Genomic DNA, 18,318 nt, shown 5'->3' with positions numbered 1-18,318 from the left:
CGGCGGCCCGGTGCAGCCCCGCCGGGGACACCGGTGCCCGGTACGGTGGGTGACTCGTTGCACCCGTCGGTACGCCAGTGGTCACAGCCGCCCCACGCGACTGGGGTTTCGCAGGAAGCCCGACGTTCACCATGGCCCGATCTCTTACGATTAGCCAATATTTGCGGTTCTTGACGGCGTATCAGCGGGGATACCCCATCCGCACCGCTTAGGCTCCCATGTGATGAACCGTCTCCGCGTCACCCCCGGCCCGGTCCTCACCCTCACCGCCCTCTGGCTCGCCACCCGTGCCCTGATGCTGTGGCTGCTCACCCACGGCGGCGCCCGGCTGCTGGGCGGCGGTTCGGTGAGCCGCGAGGTGTGGCGGCTGTACTTCCACTGGTACGGCGTCCTCACGCACGGCTCCTTCCCGGTGCACGACACGCTGTGGCAGTACCCGCCGGGCGCCGGCGCGGTGCTGCTGGCGCCGGGCCTGCTGCCGGGCCTGACGTACTTCGAGGCGTTCGTGGGGGTCACGCTGGCCGTGGACGCGCTGACCCTGGCGGCGCTGCTCCGCGCGGGCACCCGGCCCGGGCGCAGCCTGCTGGGCGCGGCCCTGTGGACCGGCGGCCTGCCGCTGCTGCTGCACCTGCCGCTCGCCCGGTACGACGTCCAGGTCACCGCCCTGGCCATGTTCTCCCTGCTGGCCTCGGCACGCTCCCCGCGCGCGGGCGGCGTATTCGGGGCGCTGGGCGCGCTGGTGAAGGTGTGGCCGGCGCTGGTGCTGCTGGGCACGCCCCGGGGCCGGCCGACGCGCACGGCGTGGGCGTGGGCGGGGTGGGCCGGTCTCTCGTGCCTCGCCCTGCTCGCGGCCCGCTTCACCCACCCCCTGTCGTTCCTGCGGGAGCAGGGCGGCCGGGGCGTGCAGATCGAGTCGCTCGGCGGTACGGCGCTCAACCTTGCCCGGCACGCCGGCTGGCCGGGCCTGACCCGCTACCGGTACGGGGCGATCGAGATCGTCGGCCCGCACGTGCAGGCCGTCGCCACCGCCTCCCTCGCGCTGACGGCGGTCTCCTTCGGGCTGCTGGTGCTGTGGCGGGTGCGGGCGCGGCACTGGACCGAGGCCACGCCGTTCGACGCGGCACTGAGCGCGGTGCTGCTGTTCACGGTCACCAGCCGGGTCATCAGCCCGCAGTACATGATCTGGCTCATCGGGCTGGCCGCCGTGTGCCTGACCTCGCGGCACACCAGCCAGCGGCTGGTGGCGGTGCTGGTCCTGGCGGCGTCCGCGCTCAGCACCCTGGCGTACCCGATGTTCTACCGTGAGGTGGTCGGCGGCACCTGGGCCGGTTGCCTGCTGATGCTGGCCCGCAACGGGGTGCTGACGGCCGCCGCCGTGCTCTCTTTCGTGCGGTTGTGGCGGGCCGCGCGGCCGCCGTCCGGAAAGAACGTGCCGCCGACGCAACCCCGACCCGGTTCCGACCGTCTTCCGGAGCGAGCACTAAGCCTCTCTTAACGGGGTATTACCGAATATTCTTACGCTTCCGGCCCGTGGACCCCATGCATCCAGAATCGCGACACCCCCGCCCGGCGCCGGCCCCGGCGCCAGGACCGGCATCATCATCGACGCCGGCGCCCCAGGTCGCCGTCGTCGTGATCGGCTACAACGACCGCGCCCATGTGGGTGATGCCGTGCGCTCGGCGCTCGCGCAGGGGCCCGCGGTCGCCGAGGTGATCGCCGTCGACGACTGCTCCACCGACGGCAGTGACGAGCTGCTCGCCCGGCTGGCGGCCGGCGAACCGCGGCTGCGGGTGGTGCGCCGGGCGGTGAACAGCGGCGGCTGCGGCAGTCCGCGCAACGCCGGGGTCGACGCGGCGACCGCGCCGTACGTGATGTTCCTGGACAGCGACGACGTGCTGCCGCCCGGCGCGGTGGACGCGCTGCTGGCGGCGGCCACGGAGGCGCGCGCCGAGGTGGCGAGCGGACTGTGCGTGCGCCGGGAGCTGCCCTCGGGGCGCGAACAACCCTGGCAGGCCCCCCTCTACACGGCTCCCGCCGTCCTCGCGCGCCCCGCCCAGCACCCCCGCCTGGTCCACGACACGCTGTGCGTCAACAAGCTGTACCGCACCGACTTCCTGCGCACCCACGGCATCCGCTTCCCCGAGGGCCGCTTCCTCTACGAGGACTTCGTCTTCGTCGCGCGGGTGCTGGCCGCGAGCCCGCGCATCGCGCTCGTACCGGACCGGGTGTACGTCTGGCAGGTCCGCCGGTCGGCCGAGCGGCTGTCGCTCTCGCTGGACCGGGGGCGCATCGAGAACTGGACCGCGCGCCTGGAGGCGTCCACGCTGGCGTACGACATCCTGCTGGGCGCCGGGCAGAAGGAGCTGGCGCGGGCGGCGCGCGCCAAGTTCCTCGACCACGAAGTGCGCATGTACGTGCGCGAGCTGGGGTTGCGCGACGAGCACTACCGGCGTGCGTGGTGGGAGCAGACCCGGGAGTACCTCGCGCGCTACGACGCGGCCGACTGGGAACGGGACCCCGGCGCCCCCGGCCGCCTGATCGCCCGGGTCCTGCTGGAGTCGCCCGAGCCACGCGACCTGCCCCGGCTGCGGGAGTTCGCCGCCCGCCCGGCGCGCCTGCTCCCGCCGTACGCCCGCACTCCCGACGGGACCCCGGTCTGGTCCGCCGGCCTCCCCCAGGTCTCCCTGGCCCCCTTCCTGACCCGGCCCGTCGCCGGGCTGCCGCTCGCCGTGGACGCGGAACTGCACCCCCGCGCGCGTGCGTCGCTGCTGCGCCTGCGGCTGCACGAGCTGTACGGCAGGGTGGCCGAGGCGGACCCGCGCGAGGTGGAGCTGGACTGGCAGGCGCGCGAGGACGACGGCACGCGCGGACGCACGACGGTGGCGCTCACGCCCTCCGGCGCGGACACCTGGACGGCCGAGGTGCCCGTCGACCTGGCGCGGCTCGGCTCGGGCACCTGGGACCTGCGCCTGACCGTGCGCTTCGCGGACGGCACGCAGCGGGAGATGACGGCGCACGCCGTCACAGGCGCCGGCAGGCTGCGCCGGCGCGCCGTCCCGAGCGCCGTGCACGGCGTGCTCCTGGTCCAGCCGTACGCCACGCACTCCGGCGCACTGGCCCTGCGGGTGGCGACCGGGCTGGGCGGAGTGCTACGGGTGGTCCGCGGCCGGCTCCGCCGCCTGCTTCACTGAACACGGGCCGACCGACGAGCTGACGAGGGGATGGCCGTAATGACCTGGCTGATCACCGGCGGCGCCGGATACATCGGGGCGCACGTCGTACGGGCGATGACCGAAGCGGGCGAGCGCGCGGTCGTCTACGACGACCTGTCCACGGGGGTCGCCGCGCGCGTGCCGGCCGAGGTCCCGCTGGTGCGCGGCTCGGTCCTGGACGCGGACCGGCTGGCCCGCGCCCTCGCCGAGCACGAGGTCACCGGGGTCGTCCATCTCGCGGCGAAGAAGCAGGTGGCCGAGTCGGTGGAGCGCCCGCTGCACTACTACCGGGAGAACGTCGAGGGCCTGCGCGTGCTGCTGGAGGCGGTGACGGCGGCGCAGATCCCGTCCTTCCTGTTCTCCTCCTCGGCGGCCGTCTACGGCATGCCCGACGTCGGCCTGGTGACCGAGGAGACCCCCTGCCGGCCGCTCTCCCCGTACGGCGAGACGAAGCTGGCCGGCGAGTGGCTCGTCCGGGCCGCGGGCCGGGCGGCCGGCATGGCCACGGCGGCGCTCCGCTACTTCAACGTGGCGGGCGCGGCCGGTCCCGAGCTGGCGGACACCGGTGTGTACAACCTGATCCCGATGGTGTTCGAGCGGCTCACGGAGGGCGCGGCGCCGCGGATCTTCGGTGACGACTATCCGACGCCCGACGGCACGTGCGTCCGTGACTACATCCACGTGGCCGACCTGGCCGAGGCCCATGTGACCGTCGCCCGCGCGCTGCGCTCCGCGCCCGGCACCGACCTGACCCTCAACATCGGCCGCGGTGAGGGCGTGTCGGTGCGCGAGATGATCGACCGCATCAACGCGGTCACCGGCTACAACCGCCCCCCGACGGTCACCCCGCGCCGCCCCGGCGACCCCGCCCGCGTGGTCGCCTCGGCCACCCGCATCGCCACGGAACTCGGCTGGCAGGCCAAGTACGACGTCCAGGACATGATCACCTCGGCGTGGGAGGGCTGGGTGCGGGTCCATCCGGAGGCGGCCCGGTCGTAGGCGACGCGCTGAGGAGGGCCCTCACAGCGCCTTGAGCGCCCCCGCCGTGGCCCGGGCCAGCTTCTCCAGGTACCCCTTGGGCGGCTTGGGCGAGCGGATCACCACCGCGCGCCAGTACAGCGGCCCGGAGATCAGGTCCAGAGCCAGCTCGGGATCGAGCCCTGCCGACAGCTCCCCCCGCGCCTCCGCCGCCGCCACGATCCGGCTGGCCACCCCCTCCTGCCCGTCCCGCAGCGCCTTCTGGAAGGCCTCCGCGAGGTCGGGATTGCGGGCCGCCTCGGCCTGGAGGTCGGGAATGATCTGCGACGCCACCGGGTGCCGCAGCGCGCGGGACGTGACCTCGTACAGAAGCCGCAGGTCACCCTCCAGGGACCCGGTGTCCGGCACCGGGAACCCGGTCACCGCCAGCGCCGACACCACGTCCAGCACCAGATGCAGTTTCGAACGCCACCGCCGGTACACCGCCGTCTTGCCGACACCGGCCCGCCGGGCGATCCCCTCGATGGACATGCGCGCGTAGCCGACGGCCGCCAGTTCCTCGAAGACGGCCGCCCGGATGGCCTCGGTCACGTCCTTCCGGAGCACGGCCGCCCCGGCGGGCGCCCGGCGGCGCGCACGCGCCGGCGGCTCGTCGGCGGGCTCGGCGGCGTTCGTCGTCATACCGCACAGCATAGGGGCGTCACGACGAAACGGTTGCGTTCCGACGTCGATTGGCCCTACGCTCGCGTTACGACGATACGGTCCCGTCCCGACGTAAGAGAACGTGAAGAGAAGCGTAAGGACACGCCGGACGACGGGAACGAACGCGGCGATCCCGGCGAAAGTCGGACGCAGCAGCCCCTCCCCCGAGCGAAAGCAGCGGATGTGAGCCAGGTCCTCCACACACCGCCCCCGACCCAGGCCCCGGCCGACGACGACCTCGCGGCGCTGGCGGCCCGGCACGGCCTGTCGGTCAGCGGCGCCCGCCCCTCCCTGCCGGAGTACGTCCGCCAGCTGTGGGCCCGCCGCCACTTCATCAGCGCCTTCGCCACCGCCAAGCTGACCGCGCAGTACAGCCAGGCGAAGCTCGGCCAGATCTGGCAGGTCATGACCCCGCTGCTGAACGCGGCGGTCTACTACTTCATCTTCGGCGTGCTGCTCGGCACCAAGCACAACGTCCCGGACTACGTCCCGTTCCTGGTCACGGGCGTGTTCATCTGGACGTTCACACAGAGCTCGATCATGGCGGGCACCCGTGCGATCTCCGGCAACCTCGGCCTGGTCCGCGCCCTGCACTTCCCGCGTGCCGCCCTGCCGATCTCCTTCGCGCTCCAGCAGCTCCAGCAGCTGCTGTTCTCGATGGCCGCCCTGGTCGTCATCCTGCTCTGCTTCGGCGTGCCGGTCGCCGCCTCCTGGGTGCTGGCGCTCCCGGCGCTCGTGCTGCAGTTCACGTTCAACGCCGGGGTGTCGATGATCGTGGCCCGGATGGGCGCCAAGACCCCGGACATCGCGCAGCTGATGCCGTTCGTGCTGCGCACGTGGATGTACGTGTCCGGCGTGATGTGGAGCATCGACAAGCTGGCCAGGAAGGACGACCTGCCGCACATCGTCACCGTCCTGCTGGAGCTCAACCCGGCCGCGGTCTACATCGACCTCATGCGGTTCGCGCTGATCGACAGCTTCCACGCCAAGTCCCTGCCCCCGCACGTCTGGGCGGCGGCCACCGGCTGGGCCCTGCTCGCCGGCATCGGCGGCTTCATCTACTTCTGGAAGGCTGAGGAGACGTACGGCCGTGGCTGAGCACAGCGAGAAGATCCCCACCGTCGTCGCGGACGACGTCGACATCGTCTACCGGGTCAACGGCACCGGCGCCGGCCGCGGGTCCGCCACCGCCGCCCTCAACCGCATCCTGCGCCGCAAGCAGACCGAGAAGGCGGCCGGCGTACGCCGGGTGCACGCGGTGAAGAAGGTGTCGTTCGTCGCCTACCGGGGCGAGGCGATCGGGCTCATCGGCACCAACGGCTCCGGCAAGTCCACCCTGCTCAAGGCGGTCGCCGGGCTCCTCCCGGTGGAGAGCGGGCACATCTTCACCGACGGCCAGCCCTCCCTGCTGGGCGTCAACGCGGCGCTGATGAACGACCTCACGGGCGAGCGGAACATCCACCTCGGCGGTCTCGCCATGGGCATGTCCCGGGAGCAGATCAAGGAGCGCTACCAGGACATCGTCGACTTCTCCGGGATCAACGAGAAGGGCGACTTCATCACCCTGCCGATGCGCACGTACTCCTCCGGCATGGCCGCCCGGCTCCGCTTCTCCATCGCCGCCGCCAAGGACCACGACGTCCTGCTGATCGACGAGGCGCTGGCCACCGGCGACCGCTCCTTCCAGAAGCGCTCCGAGGCGCGGATCCGCGAGCTGCGGCAGCACGCGGGCACGGTCTTCCTGGTCAGCCACAACAACAAGTCGATCCGCGACACCTGCGAGCGGGTGCTGTGGCTGGAGCGCGGCGAACTGCGCATGGACGGTCCGACCGAAGAGGTCATGAAGGAGTACGAGGCCTTCACCGGCGACAAGAAGCCGGCCCCCGGGAAGCCTGTGGCGAAGACACCGGAGCAGAAGAAACCGGAACCGAAGGCGACCGACCCGAAAGGGGAAGTGAAGGACACGAAATCGGGCGGCACGAAAGCGGGCACATCGCAACCGGACGCGCCGAAACTGCCTCTTCCTTCCTGAGCCCTCTCTTACGCCGAGCGCAGTCATCCCTTTCATCCGCTTAGTGACAGTATGTTATGAAGGGTTGCGCCCGGAGACATCAAGCCGAAGGAGTCCACTGCGATGCCCCAGCTGAGTGTGATCGTCTACGGGCCGAACGCACAGGGGCATCTGACCGAGCTGCTCGGCTCCCTGGAAGCCCACCCCCTCACCGACGCCGAGGTGATCGTCGCCGCGGTCGGCGCGTGGGCGCGGGAGACGGCCGAGGCCCACGCCCCCGAGACGATCGTCGTCCCGCTGCCGGACGGCACCGGTGACACGGTGGCGCGGGCGGCCGGCGCCGCCCGCGCCACCGGCCGCTGGCTGCACTTCGTGCACACCGAGGACGGCCTGCCGGCCGGCGCGCCCCGCCTGATCGCCGAGCGCACCGCCGAACTGGACGCCGCGAGCCCGGCGCCGGACACCCCCGTGGACGTCCTCCTCTTCGACCACGTCACCACCACCTGGCAGACCGCCGCCCGCCCCTCCCGGGACGGCCGCCACCTCGCCGCCGTCGGCCGCGCGGGCCTGCCCCTGGACGAGGCCGCCGACCTGCTGCGGCTCACCCCGCTGCTCGGCAACCGCGCCCTGCGCGCCACCTTCTGGCAGGCCCACGAGGAGCAGCTGAACACCGAGGACGAGCCGCGCGCCGCCCACGCGGCCCTGCTGCTCGCCGGCCGCGTCGCCTGCCTGAACCAGACGGCGTACGAGCGCCGCGTGCTGCGCCCCGAGAGCCTGCCGCCGCGCGCCCCCGAGGACCGGCTGAGGCTCATCGACCACTACGAGTCCCTGCTCGCGCTCACCAAGGACCGCCGCGCCCCCCGCACGGTGCTGTACGACCTGATGGTGCGCGACCTCGTGCGCACCTTCGCCCGCGAGGACCTGCCCGACCCGGTGGCCCGCGAGTTCTTCCGCCGCGCCTCCCTGGCCGCCGTCCGCTGGCGCCCCGAGGGCCACCGGCGCCCGGCGGGCCTGGAGGGCGTACGGCACGGGCTGCTGGAGGAGGGCGCCTACAGCAAGTACCGCGCGTTCCAGACGGCCAACCGGACCCGCCGCGCCGCCCGCAAGGCCGTCCGGACCCGCAAGCGGCGGCTGGGCGCCAAGGTCCGCGACCACCAGTACCAGCGCGCTCTGAGCCGCCCGGTGAACCCCGACCTCGCCGTGTTCGCCGCCTACTGGGACCGCGGGGTGTCCTGCAACCCGGCCGCGATCGCCGCGAAGCTCGCCGAACTCGCCCCGCACATCCACCCGGTGTGGGTGGTGAACAAGGAGAACGCGGCCCTGCTGCCGCCCGGCACCGACCACGTGGTCCCCGGCACCCGCCGCTACTGGGAGACCCTGGCCACCGCCAAGTACCTGACGAACAATGTCAACTTCCCGAACGCGGTGGTCAAACGCCCGGACGCGATCCACGTCCAGACCCACCACGGCACCCCGCTCAAGCGCATGGGCCTGGACCAGATGGACCACCCGGCCGCCGCCAAGGGCCTGGACTTCGCCGCCCTGCTGGCCCGCATCGACAAGTGGGACTACAGCGTCAGCGCCAACAGCCACTCCACCCGCATGTGGGAGCGCGCCTACCCGTCCCGCTACACGTCCCTGGACTACGGCTATCCGCGCAACGACGTGTTCTACAGGGCCACCGCGGCCGACGTCCGCGCCGCCCGCGACCGCCTCGGCATCGCGCCCGGGAGGACCGCCGTCCTCTACGCCCCCACCCACCGCGACTACGAGGCCGGCTTCACCCCGCGCCTCGACCTCGCCGCCCTCGCCGACCGCCTCGGCGAGAACACCGTCCTGCTGGTGCGCGCCCACTACTTCTACGGCGGCGCCGCCTCCCCGCTGACCGGCCTGCGCCGCTCCGGCCGGATCATCGACGTCTCCTCCTACGACCCGGTCGAGGAACTCTGCCTGGCCGCCGACGCGCTGGTCACGGACTACTCCTCGATCATGTTCGACTACGCCAACCTGGACCGCCCGATCGTGATCTACGCCGACGACTGGGAGACGTACCGGACCACCCGGGGCGTCTACTTCGACCTGATGGCCGAACACCCCGGCCAGGTCGCCCGCACCCAGGAGGAACTCGCGGAGATCTTCGTCTCCGGCGCCTGGCGCGACGACAGCGCGGCCAAGGCGCGGGCCGCGTTCCGGCGCCGGTTCTGCGAGTACGACGACGGACGCGCCGCCGAACGCGTCGTACGCCGGGTGTTCCTCGGCGAACCGGAGGACGCGCTGCCACCGGTGCTCCCCCTGGAGGACCGCACCCCCGCCCCGACGCCCGAGGAGGCCACGGCATGACCCACCCCGACGTCACGGTCACGGTCATCGTCTTCAACGACGCGGCCCGCCTCCCCCGCGCGGTCGCCTCGCTGCGCGCCCAGACCCACGCGAACATCGAGATCGTCATCAGCGACGACCACTCGACGGACGACACGCCCGCGGTGGCCAGGGAACTGGCGGCCCAGGACCACCGGATCCGCTACATCCGCCTGCCGGAGAACAGCGGCGGGTGCAGTGCGCCGCGCAACCGGGCCATCGAGATCGCTCGGGCGCCGTACCTGATGTTCCTCGACAGCGACGACGAACTCCCGCCGCGCGCGGTCGAGCTGCTGCTCGCCGCGCACCGCGAGCGGGAGGTGGACTTCGCCATGGGCGCGGTCCGCCGGGTCCGCGTGGACAACGGCCGGCGCACGACGTGGATGCCGCACCTGGTCGCCGAACGCCGCACGGTGGAGGGCATCGAGCAGGACCCCCGGCTCCTCTTCGAGCACCTGTCGACCAGCAAGATGTACGCCCGCGCCTTCCTCGACCGCCACCAGCTCCGCTTCCCCGAGGGCATCCACTACGAGGACCAGCTGTTCTCGGCGCAGGCGTACTGCCTGGCGAAGGCGTTCACGATCATCCCGGACCCGGTGTACGTCTGGTACATCGAGCCGTTCGCCGCCGCGGCCTCCGCCTCCATCTCCAACCAGCGGCACAAGATCTCCAACGTCCGCGACCGGGTCCATGTCCAGCGGCTGATCGACGACTTCCTGGTGAGCAGCGGGCACGCGGGGCTGCGGCAGGACAAGGACTTCAAGTTCCTCAAGCACGACTTCCGGATGTACGCGGGCGACCTGCCGTACCGGGACGAGGAGTGGCTGGCGTCCTTCGCGGACCTCATGACCCCCTACCTGGACACGCTCTCCCCCGACGCGTACGCCCGGCTGCCCCGCGCCGAGCGGGTGGTGCTGGAGCTGCTGCGCGCCGGCCGCCTGGACGAGGTGCGGCTGGCGGCGCGCGGGCTGGGCCACGCGGTGGCGCCGCGGCAGGTGACGACCGGCTCCGACGGCGTTCCCTACTGGGGCGACAGCGTCCCGTCGACCGACCGCGCCCGCCGCGAACTCGACGTCTCCGAGCTGGAGCTGGACACCCGGCCGTTCCCCACCGCCCAGTTCCGCCACGAGATCACGGAGCTGACGCCCGGTCCCGGCGCGTCCCTCACCCTCGCGATCCGCACCTACGACCCCGGTCTGCGGCTGCCCGTCGGGCCCCAGCGCGCGTCGCTGCTCCTGACTCCCGGCAGACGCCGCATGACGGTGCCCTTCCGCCTGGACCCGGTGCGCCCCGGTGTCTTCGAGGGCACGGTCCGCCTCGACCTGGCCGCCGCGCCGGTGCCGCTCCACGGCTTCGCCGGCCTACGGCACCCCCTGGTCCGCCTGGACCAGCAGGGCCTGTCCAACTCGGCCCTGCTCCTCGCCCCGCTGGACTTCCCGCCGCGCACCGTCCGCATCCCCTACCACTCGGGCACGGCCCCCCACGACCTCACGATGGAACCGGAAACCCGCAACCCCGGCCGCCTGCAGCTCCGCTGGACTCCCGTCGGCGTCACAGCCCACGTGACCCGCCCGTTGCTCCACCGCCTGGCCCACCCCCGCCTGCGGAACGCCGCCCGCCTGGCCGCGAGCGTATTGAGGTAGGCCGGGGCGCCCAAGCGCCGTTGCGGCACCTGCCCGCGGGCTGCGGCTCCGTCGGGGCTGCTCGCGCAGTTCCCCGCGCCCCTCAGGGGCGCCGCAGTCTGCGGGCAGTCGTGCCGCTGGGGGCGGCACGGGTGGGCGCAGGCGGCACCCGCCGAGCGCCGGTGAGCGGCCCAACCCCCGTACGGCTCAGGGGAGCACTCGGTACAGGGTCTGGTGGCCTGGCCCCACGGCCACCTTGCGGAGCCACGGTGCGTTCGCCGACGTACCTCCGACGACCCACCGCACCCCGTACTGCCGCAGGATCCTCCGCCGTTCCGCAGCCCCCGTCCCCGCAGAGAAGTACCGCTCCACCGCCGCCTCCCGACGCCCCGCGTCCGGAAGGAACACGTCCGGATACCCCGGCGCCACGGTGTACGGCCCGTACGCGGGGATCTGCCGAGCCGGGAACGTCCGAGCCATCACCACATCCCCGTACTTCACCCCGGCCCGCATGATCCACTGGTAACCCACCCACGGCGTCCGGTACTTCTCGGCGACCACCCGAGGAAGCGCCTCCCGGTCCACCACGTATCCGAGCGTCCCGGCCTGCGTCCACGCCCCCACCGCCAGCGCGGCGAGCAGCACACACGCCCACGCCCGCCGCACGGCCCGCCGCCCCGCCGACACCACCTCCAGCGCGGCCGCGAGCTGTGCCGGGACGAGCGCGGCAGGCAGGGCACGGCCCCAGGAGTAGTGCCCGGTCAGACCCCCCGCCGCGAACACCAGCGCGCCGAGGAGGAAGAAGAGGACCAGCGGGTCCCGGTGGTCCCGCCGCCAGCGCAGGCCCAGCGCCGCCACCCCGAGCAGCACGAGCCCGAACCGCCCGGCCAGGTCCTGGTAGAGCGGCCGGTGGATGGCCTCCAGGTCCGCGCCGGCGGAGAACAGCGCGAAGAAGTCGTAGTACGGCCAGAGCCACAGCACCAGCAGCCCCAGAGCCAGCCCGGCACCGAACCGCAGCAGCATCCCCCGCGCCGGCTTCCCCGCGAGCACCATGGCCAGCCCGCCCAGGGACGCCACGACCCCGGTGAACTGATGGCACAGCAGGATCAGCGCCCACAACACCCCCAGGCCCAGCCCCACCCCCCACGCGGACTCCGAGCGCACCGCCCGCGTCAGCCAGGCCCAGAAGTGGAAGCTGAGCCCGAGCGCGAACACGCTGGGGTACGACACCGTCAATGCAAGGGAGTTCAGCCCGAGGAAGCCGCTCCAGTTGAACAGCACCGGCCCCCAGAGCAGCAGCATGCTCAGCAGGGCCAGGGCGGGAGCGGCGCGATGGGCGCTGAGCGTGCGGACGTACCGCAGGACCCCGGTCACCAGCAGCGCCAGCCCGGCGAGTGCGGCCAGCCGCAGCACCACGAAGACGGACAGGCCCGTCGACTTGGCGACGACGCCGAGCAGCAGCATCCACGGCGAGTAGTACGGGCTCGGCGTGTCGGCGTCGACCAGCGGGTTGCCGGGGTGCAGCAGGCTGTGCCGCAGGCGTTGGACGGTGGCCGCGTGCATGCCGAGGTCGCCCGCCCACGGCAGGCGGACGACGACCAGGAGCAGCAGCACCACGACCAGCGCGGCGGCGAGCTGCGGGAGCGTCCGGCCGACGCGCGACGCGGAGCCGCTCGGCGATGCCGTAGGGCTCACCGGTTCGGTGTCTGTCGGCGCGGTGTGCACACCGCCGACCCTATCCGAAGCCCCGCGAAGAGCAGGAAAAGGTAAATTCACCGCAGGTTTCCGGCGAGGGGTCGGCAAGAAGCCCGTGAGAACGCGAAGGCGCCCCCGGTGCACGGCCGGGGGCGCCTGTCGTGTCGTACGCCTACGAGTGCGTGCGCAGCAGCGTCCGCATCGTCCGCATCGCCACCGACAGGTTGGCGAGGTCGAAGGAGTCGGAGCTGCGGATCTCGTCCAGCGTGGTGCGGGCGCGGCTCAGGATCGCCGCGTTCTTCTGCTCCCAGGCCTTGAAGCGCTGCTCGGGCGTCGAGGTGCCGTTTCCGACGGCCAGGACGTCCGCGGTGAGCGCCGCGTGGGCCGCGTACAGGTCCTCGCGGATCGAGGCGCGGGCCATGGACTGCCAGCGGTCGGCGCGGGGCAGCTCGATGATGCGGTCCATCAGCTGGGTGATGTTCAGCCGGTCGGCGAGGTCGTAGTAGATCTCGGCGACGTCCAGCGGCTCCTTGCCCATGCGGTCGGCCACCGACACGATGTCGAGCGCCGGGAAGGCGGAGGAGAACCCGGCCACGCGGGTGGCGAGTTCGTCCGGGACGCCGGCCGCGGACAGCTCGTCGTACACGTGCTGGTACCACTCCAGGTCCGCGCCGCGCAGCAGCTTCGGCAGCTCCTGCCAGACCCGCTCGACCCGGTCGGCGAAGAACTCCACCGTCTCGGCGAGCTGCAGCGGCTGCGGCCGGTTGTTGAGCAGCCAGCGGGTGCCGCGCTCGACCAGGCGGCGCGAGTGCAGCCGGATCCGGGTCTGGACGGCCGCTTCGACCTTGTTGTCCAGGGCCTCTACCGCGTCCCACACCGGCGCCTGGCAGAAGATCGCGCGGGCCGCGGTCTGGGCCCGGACGATCTCCTCCAGGGAGGCCCCGGTCTCCTCGCGCAGCCGGTGCAGGTACGTCGTACCGCCCGTGTTGACCGTGTCGTTGACCAGCACGGTCGTGGTGATCTCACGGCGCAGCGGGTGGTTGTCGATCGCCTCGGCGAACCGCTCGCGCAGCGCCGTCGGGAAGTAGGCGTGCAGCAGACCGCGCAGGTACGGGTCGTCCGGCAGCGAGGTGTGCAGCAGCTCCTCGGCCACCGTGATCTTCGTGTACGCCAGCACGACGGCGGTCTCCGGGCCGCTCAGGCCCTGGCCCCCGGCGAGGCGCTCGCGGATCTGCCGGTCGGTGGGCAGGAACTCCAGCGCCCGGTCCAGGTGGCCCTCGCGCACCAGGTGGCGGATGAACCGCTGCTGGGCGTGGAGCATGTCCTTGGCCTGCAAGAGGGCATTGGCCAGGGCGGTGTTCTGCGCGTAGTTGTTGCGCAGGACCAGCGCGCCGACCTCGTCGGTCATCTCGGCGAGCAGCTTGTTGCGCTGCTTGACCGTCATGTCGCCGTCCGTGACCAGGCCGTTCAGCAGGATCTTGATGTTCACCTCGTGGTCGGAGGTGTCCACACCGGCGCTGTTGTCGATCGCATCGGTGTTGATCTTGCCGCCGAGCATGGCGAACTCGATCCGGCCGAGCTGGGTCAGGCCCAGGTTGCCGCCCTCGCCGACGACCTTGACCCGCAGGTCCTTGCCGTCGACGCGGATCGCGTCGTTGGCCTTGTCGCCGACGTCGGCGTTCGACTCCACCGACGACTTCACGTACGTACCGATGCCGCCGTTCCACAGCAGGTCCACCGGCGCCTTGAGGATGGCCTTCATCAGGTCCGCCGGGGTCATCTTGGCGACCTTGTCCTCGATGCCGAGGGCCTGGCGGATGTGGCTGTTGAGCGGGATCGCCTTGGCGGTGCGCGGGAAGATCCCGCCGCCCGCCGACAGCAGCTCGGTGTCGTAGTCGGCCCAGCTGGAACGGGGCAGCTCGAACAGGCGGCGGCGCTCGGCGTAGGAGGTGGCCGCGTCCGGGTGCGGGTCGATGAAGATGTGCCGGTGGTCGAAGGCGGCGACCAGGCGGATGTGCTCGGAGAGCAGCATGCCGTTGCCGAACACGTCACCCGACATGTCACCGATGCCGACGACCGTGAAGTCCTCGGTCTGCGTGTCCACGCCCAGCTCGCGGAAGTGCCGCTTCACGGACTCCCAGGCGCCGCGCGCGGTGATGCCCATGCCCTTGTGGTCGTAGCCGGCCGAGCCGCCGGAGGCGAAGGCGTCGCCGAGCCAGAAGTTGTAGGTGTTCGCGACCTCGTTGGCGATGTCCGAGAAGGTCGCGGTGCCCTTGTCGGCGGCCACCACCAGGTAGGTGTCGTCCCCGTCGTGCCGCACCACGTCCTGCGGCGGCACGACCTCGCCGGCCACCATGTTGTCGGTGATGTCCAGCAGCGCCGAGATGAACGTCTTGTAGCTGGCGATGCCCTCGGCCAGCCAGGCGTCGCGGTCCACGCTCGGGTCGGGCAGCTGCTTGGCGACGAAGCCGCCCTTGGCGCCGACCGGCACGATGACGGTGTTCTTCACCATCTGCGCCTTGACCAGACCCAGGATCTCGGTGCGGAAGTCCTCCCGCCGGTCCGACCAGCGCAGGCCACCGCGCGCGACCTTGCCGAAGCGCAGGTGCACGCCCTCCACCCGCGGCGAGTACACCCAGATCTCGTACGCCGGGCGCGGCGCGGGCAGGTCCGGGATGGCCTGCGGGTCGAACTTCATGGAGACGTAGTCGTGCGGCACGCCGCCGAGCGCCTCCTGGAAGAAGTTCGTGCGCAGGGTCGCCTTGATGACGGTCAGGAAGGAGCGCAGGATGCGGTCCTCGTCCAGGCTGGCCACCTGCTCCAGGGCCGCGTCCAGCTCCTCCAGCAGGGCGTCGGTGATCTCCAGCCCGGCCTTCTGCCGGTCCGGGGACATCCGCGCCTCGAACAGGGAGACGAGGAGCCGGGTGGTGTGGACGTTGTTGCGGAGGGTGTCCTCCATGTAGTCCTGCGAGAAGGTCGAGCCGGCCTGCCGCAGGTACTTGGCGTAGGCGCGCAGCACCATCGCCTGCCGCCAGGTCAGCCCGGCGCTCAGCACGAGCGCGTTGAAGCCGTCGTTCTCGGCCTGGCCGGTCCAGGTCGCCGCGAACGCGTCCTGGAAGCGCTCGCGGGCGTCGTCGCCCAGGTAGTCGCCGTTGCCGCCGCCGAGCGTCTTCGGCATGCGCAGACCGAAGTCGTAGATCCAGGCGGTGGTGCGGTCCGCGCAGCGCAGCTCGTACGGCCGCTCGTCCGTGACCTCGACGCCGAGCCGGCTCAGCACCGGCAGCACCTTGGAGAGGGAGACCGTGCCGCCCTTCTGGTAGATCTTGAAGCGGCGCTCGTCGGGCGCGGCGCCCACCGGCTCGTACAGGCTGAGCGAGAAGGCCTTGTCCTCGCTCAGCTGCTCCAGGTGCACCAGGTCGGCGACCGCGGCACGCGGGCTGTGGTCGGCCTTGTAGCCCTCGGGGAAGGCGTGGTTGTAGCGGCGCAGCACCTCGGCCGCGCGCTCCTCGCCGCACTCGGCGGTCAGCGCCTCGGCGAACGCGTCGGCCCAGGAGCGGGCCGCCTCGACCAGGCGGGCCTCGATGCGCTCCTTGTCGGCGTCCGACAGCTCGGGCAGCTCGGTGCCCTGCGGGACCCGGACGACGAAGTGCAGCCGGGACAGGATCGACTCGGTGTTCCAGGCGGTGAAGTCGACGCTGGTGCCGCCCAGCTCCTCCTTCAGGATGTCGATGATCCGCAGGCGGACGCCGGTGGTGTAGCGGTCGCGGGGGAGGTAGACGAGGGCCGAGTAGTAGCGGCCGTACTCGTCCTGGCGCAGGTACAGCCGCAGCCGGCGGCGCTCCTGCAGGTAGAGCACGCTCGTGACGATGGACTGCAGCTCGGCGACCGGGGTCTGGAACAGCTCGTCGCGCGGGTAGGTCTCCATGATCTGGAGCAGGTCGCGGCCGTCGTGGCTGTGGGGCGAGAAGCCGGCGCGGCGCAGCACCTCGTCGACCTTGCGGCGGATCACCGGGACCCGGCGCACGGACTCGGTGTACGCGGCCGAGGAGAACAGTCCGAGGAAGCGGCGCTCACCGACCACGTTGCCGTCCGCGTCGAACCTCTTGACGCCGATGTAGTCCAGGTACGACGGCCGGTGCACGGTGGCCCGGCTGTTGGCCTTGGTCAGCACCAGCAGCTTGTGCTCGCGGGCCTTGGCGCGGGCGTCGGCCGGGAGCCGCTCGAAGGAGGGGCTGACCGGGTGCCGGTCCTCCTGGGCGTGGTGCGGGTCGGAACGCAGTATGCCGAGCCCGGTGCCGGGCACGGCGGCGAGCGTGTCGTCCTCGCGCAGCTGGTACTCGCGGTAGCCGAGGAAGGTGAAGTGGTCGTCGGCCAGCCAGCGCAGCAGCTCGCGGGCCTCCTCGACCTCGGCCTCGGGCAGGTCGCCGGGGGCGGGCTCGTCCCCCAGGCCGTCGGCGAGCCGGGTCGACGTGCTCCGCATCTTCTCCCAGTCCTCGACGGCCTCGCGGACGTCGGACAGGATGCGCAGCAGGTCGGCGGAGATCTGCTTCAGGTCGGCGCGGTCGGTCTCCCGGTCGATCTCGACGTGGATCCAGGACTCGACGTGCGCGTCGTGCGGGAGGTCGCCCACGGGCGGGGTCGGCAGCACCTCGATCAGCTTGCCGGTCAGATCCCGCCGGACCACGAACTGCGGGTGGATGACGACGTGGATGCCGCGCCCCTGCCGGGTCAGCTCATTGGTGACCGAGTCCACGAGGAAGGGCATGTCGTCGGTGACGACCTCCACCACGGTGTGGCTGCAGGTCCACCCGTTCTCCTCCACGGTCGGGGTGTGCACCCGGACGTTCGCGGTGCCCTGGGGGCGGGTCTCGGCGAGCCGGTAGTGCGAGACCGCGGCGCCGAAGACGTCGACCGGGTCGCGGTCGGCGAGGTCTTCCGGGGCGGTGTGCAGGTAGTAGCGCTGGAGGAACGCGAGCACGGATTCGCTGTCCGGGGTGCCGGGGGTGCCCTCGCTCGTCGACCCGGTCGGTAGGTGCCCCCCGACCGGGCTGTTCTCAGCTACCCGTGCGGCCCTCTCGAGCAGCTCGGCCTTGGCTTCGTCCAGCTTGGTCTGCATTGTCCTCTGGCTCCTGTCGCGCGCCGTTGCGTGACGTAGAAGGAAGTACGGTCTCTTTCCCTCCGGCTCGACGCCACGGCCCGGGGTCTCCGGTCCGATCCGACGCTATGCCGCGAGGTGAGATGAGCGGGGGGTATTCGGCCAATCTCGGCACGCCCGTCGACTGTGACGCTGCCCTCGGCACCGCCGTGTCCCGGAGCGTCCTCGGCGTCCTGGGAGCGTCCGCGCTCCCGTCCCGCCCGCGAAGACCAGCGACCGCCGCCCGGTCACGGAGGTGTTCCGTGCAACCCGGGCGCAGGGCAGGAGCAGGATCGCCCCCGCGAGCTATCGCGCTGATCACGCCACAAGGCTATCGCCACTTACCCGGGGCCCGTCATGAGCCGTATGTGTACAAAACCAAGGGGTGAAGTTTGACGTTCTGCACAGCGGCGGGGTGGGAGCGGGTGGCGTATCCGAGCGAAGGGCTGGGCACCGCTCCGAACCGGGAACCAGGCACCGCGCACCGGCGCCCGGACCTGGAACCTGGCCCGGTCTTCGGTCACCCGGTCGCGTCCCCGCGCCCGCGGCGGCACCCTGAAAAACAACCGGGCCCTCTTGGCAAGCGCGCCCGGCGGGGGCACGGT

The 18,318-nt window shown here is 72.0% G+C and carries 10 protein-coding genes; 7 read left to right on the top strand and 3 right to left on the bottom strand.

Annotated features, from left to right (window positions below; all coding sequences use genetic code 11):
• The first annotated feature begins 223 nt into the window (after nt 1-223).
• Genes ACIP4Y_RS00155 through galE form a run of 3 tightly spaced genes read left to right on the top strand, consistent with a single transcriptional unit; the run spans nt 224 to nt 4,212 of the window.
• A complete protein-coding gene (locus tag ACIP4Y_RS00155) occupies nt 224-1,495 on the top strand; it encodes a glycosyltransferase 87 family protein (RefSeq protein WP_401385724.1) in 1,272 nt (423 codons plus the stop codon).
• Nucleotides 1,496-1,539: 44 nt separating this feature from the next.
• A complete protein-coding gene (locus ACIP4Y_RS00150) occupies nt 1,540-3,192 on the top strand; it encodes a glycosyltransferase family 2 protein (RefSeq protein ID WP_401385722.1) in 1,653 nt (550 codons plus the stop codon).
• Between the two features lie 39 nt (nt 3,193-3,231).
• On the top strand, nt 3,232-4,212 hold the full coding sequence (gene galE, locus ACIP4Y_RS00145; RefSeq protein WP_401385720.1) for a UDP-glucose 4-epimerase GalE: 981 nt from the start codon (nt 3,232-3,234) through the stop codon (nt 4,210-4,212).
• 21 nt (nt 4,213-4,233) lie between these two features.
• Here galE and ACIP4Y_RS00140 read toward each other — a convergent pair whose 3' ends face one another.
• Nucleotides 4,234-4,872 (bottom strand): TetR/AcrR family transcriptional regulator, encoded by a 639-nt coding sequence (locus tag ACIP4Y_RS00140; RefSeq protein ID WP_401385718.1) that lies wholly within the window; start codon nt 4,870-4,872, stop codon nt 4,234-4,236.
• Between the two features lie 204 nt (nt 4,873-5,076).
• Here ACIP4Y_RS00140 and ACIP4Y_RS00135 point away from each other — a divergent pair, with 204 nt between their 5' ends.
• From ACIP4Y_RS00135 to ACIP4Y_RS00120, 4 genes are all read left to right on the top strand, one after another.
• Nucleotides 5,077-5,991 (top strand): ABC transporter permease, encoded by a 915-nt coding sequence (locus tag ACIP4Y_RS00135; protein WP_401385716.1) that lies wholly within the window; start codon nt 5,077-5,079, stop codon nt 5,989-5,991.
• Nucleotides 5,984-6,925, top strand: coding sequence for an ABC transporter ATP-binding protein (locus tag ACIP4Y_RS00130; RefSeq protein WP_401385714.1), 942 nt, complete (start codon nt 5,984-5,986; stop codon nt 6,923-6,925). The genes ACIP4Y_RS00135 and ACIP4Y_RS00130 overlap by 8 nt, the downstream gene beginning before the upstream one ends.
• A gap of 102 nt (nt 6,926-7,027) precedes the next feature.
• The gene (locus ACIP4Y_RS00125; RefSeq protein WP_401385712.1) at nt 7,028-9,244 is read left to right on the top strand and encodes a CDP-glycerol glycerophosphotransferase family protein; all 2,217 of its coding nucleotides are present in this window, start codon (nt 7,028-7,030) and stop codon (nt 9,242-9,244) included.
• A complete protein-coding gene (locus ACIP4Y_RS00120; protein ID WP_401385710.1) occupies nt 9,241-10,905 on the top strand; it encodes a glycosyltransferase family 2 protein in 1,665 nt (554 codons plus the stop codon). Before ACIP4Y_RS00125 ends, ACIP4Y_RS00120 begins: the two co-directional genes overlap by 4 nt.
• A gap of 186 nt (nt 10,906-11,091) precedes the next feature.
• Here ACIP4Y_RS00120 and ACIP4Y_RS00115 read toward each other — a convergent pair whose 3' ends face one another.
• Both ACIP4Y_RS00115 and ACIP4Y_RS00110 read right to left on the bottom strand, forming a co-directional pair.
• Nucleotides 11,092-12,579, bottom strand: a complete 1,488-nt coding sequence (locus ACIP4Y_RS00115) for a hypothetical protein (protein WP_401385708.1) — start codon at nt 12,577-12,579, stop codon at nt 11,092-11,094.
• Between the two features lie 172 nt (nt 12,580-12,751).
• Nucleotides 12,752-17,695, bottom strand: a complete 4,944-nt coding sequence (locus tag ACIP4Y_RS00110; protein WP_401385706.1) for an NAD-glutamate dehydrogenase — start codon at nt 17,693-17,695, stop codon at nt 12,752-12,754.
• Nucleotides 17,696-18,318: the final 623 nt, after the last annotated feature.

Source organism: Streptomyces sp. NPDC088810 (genome assembly GCF_044750305.1).
In the GTDB taxonomy this organism is placed as follows: Bacteria; Actinomycetota; Actinomycetes; order Streptomycetales; family Streptomycetaceae; genus Streptomyces.
This window is presented reverse-complemented; position numbering and strand designations above follow the sequence as displayed.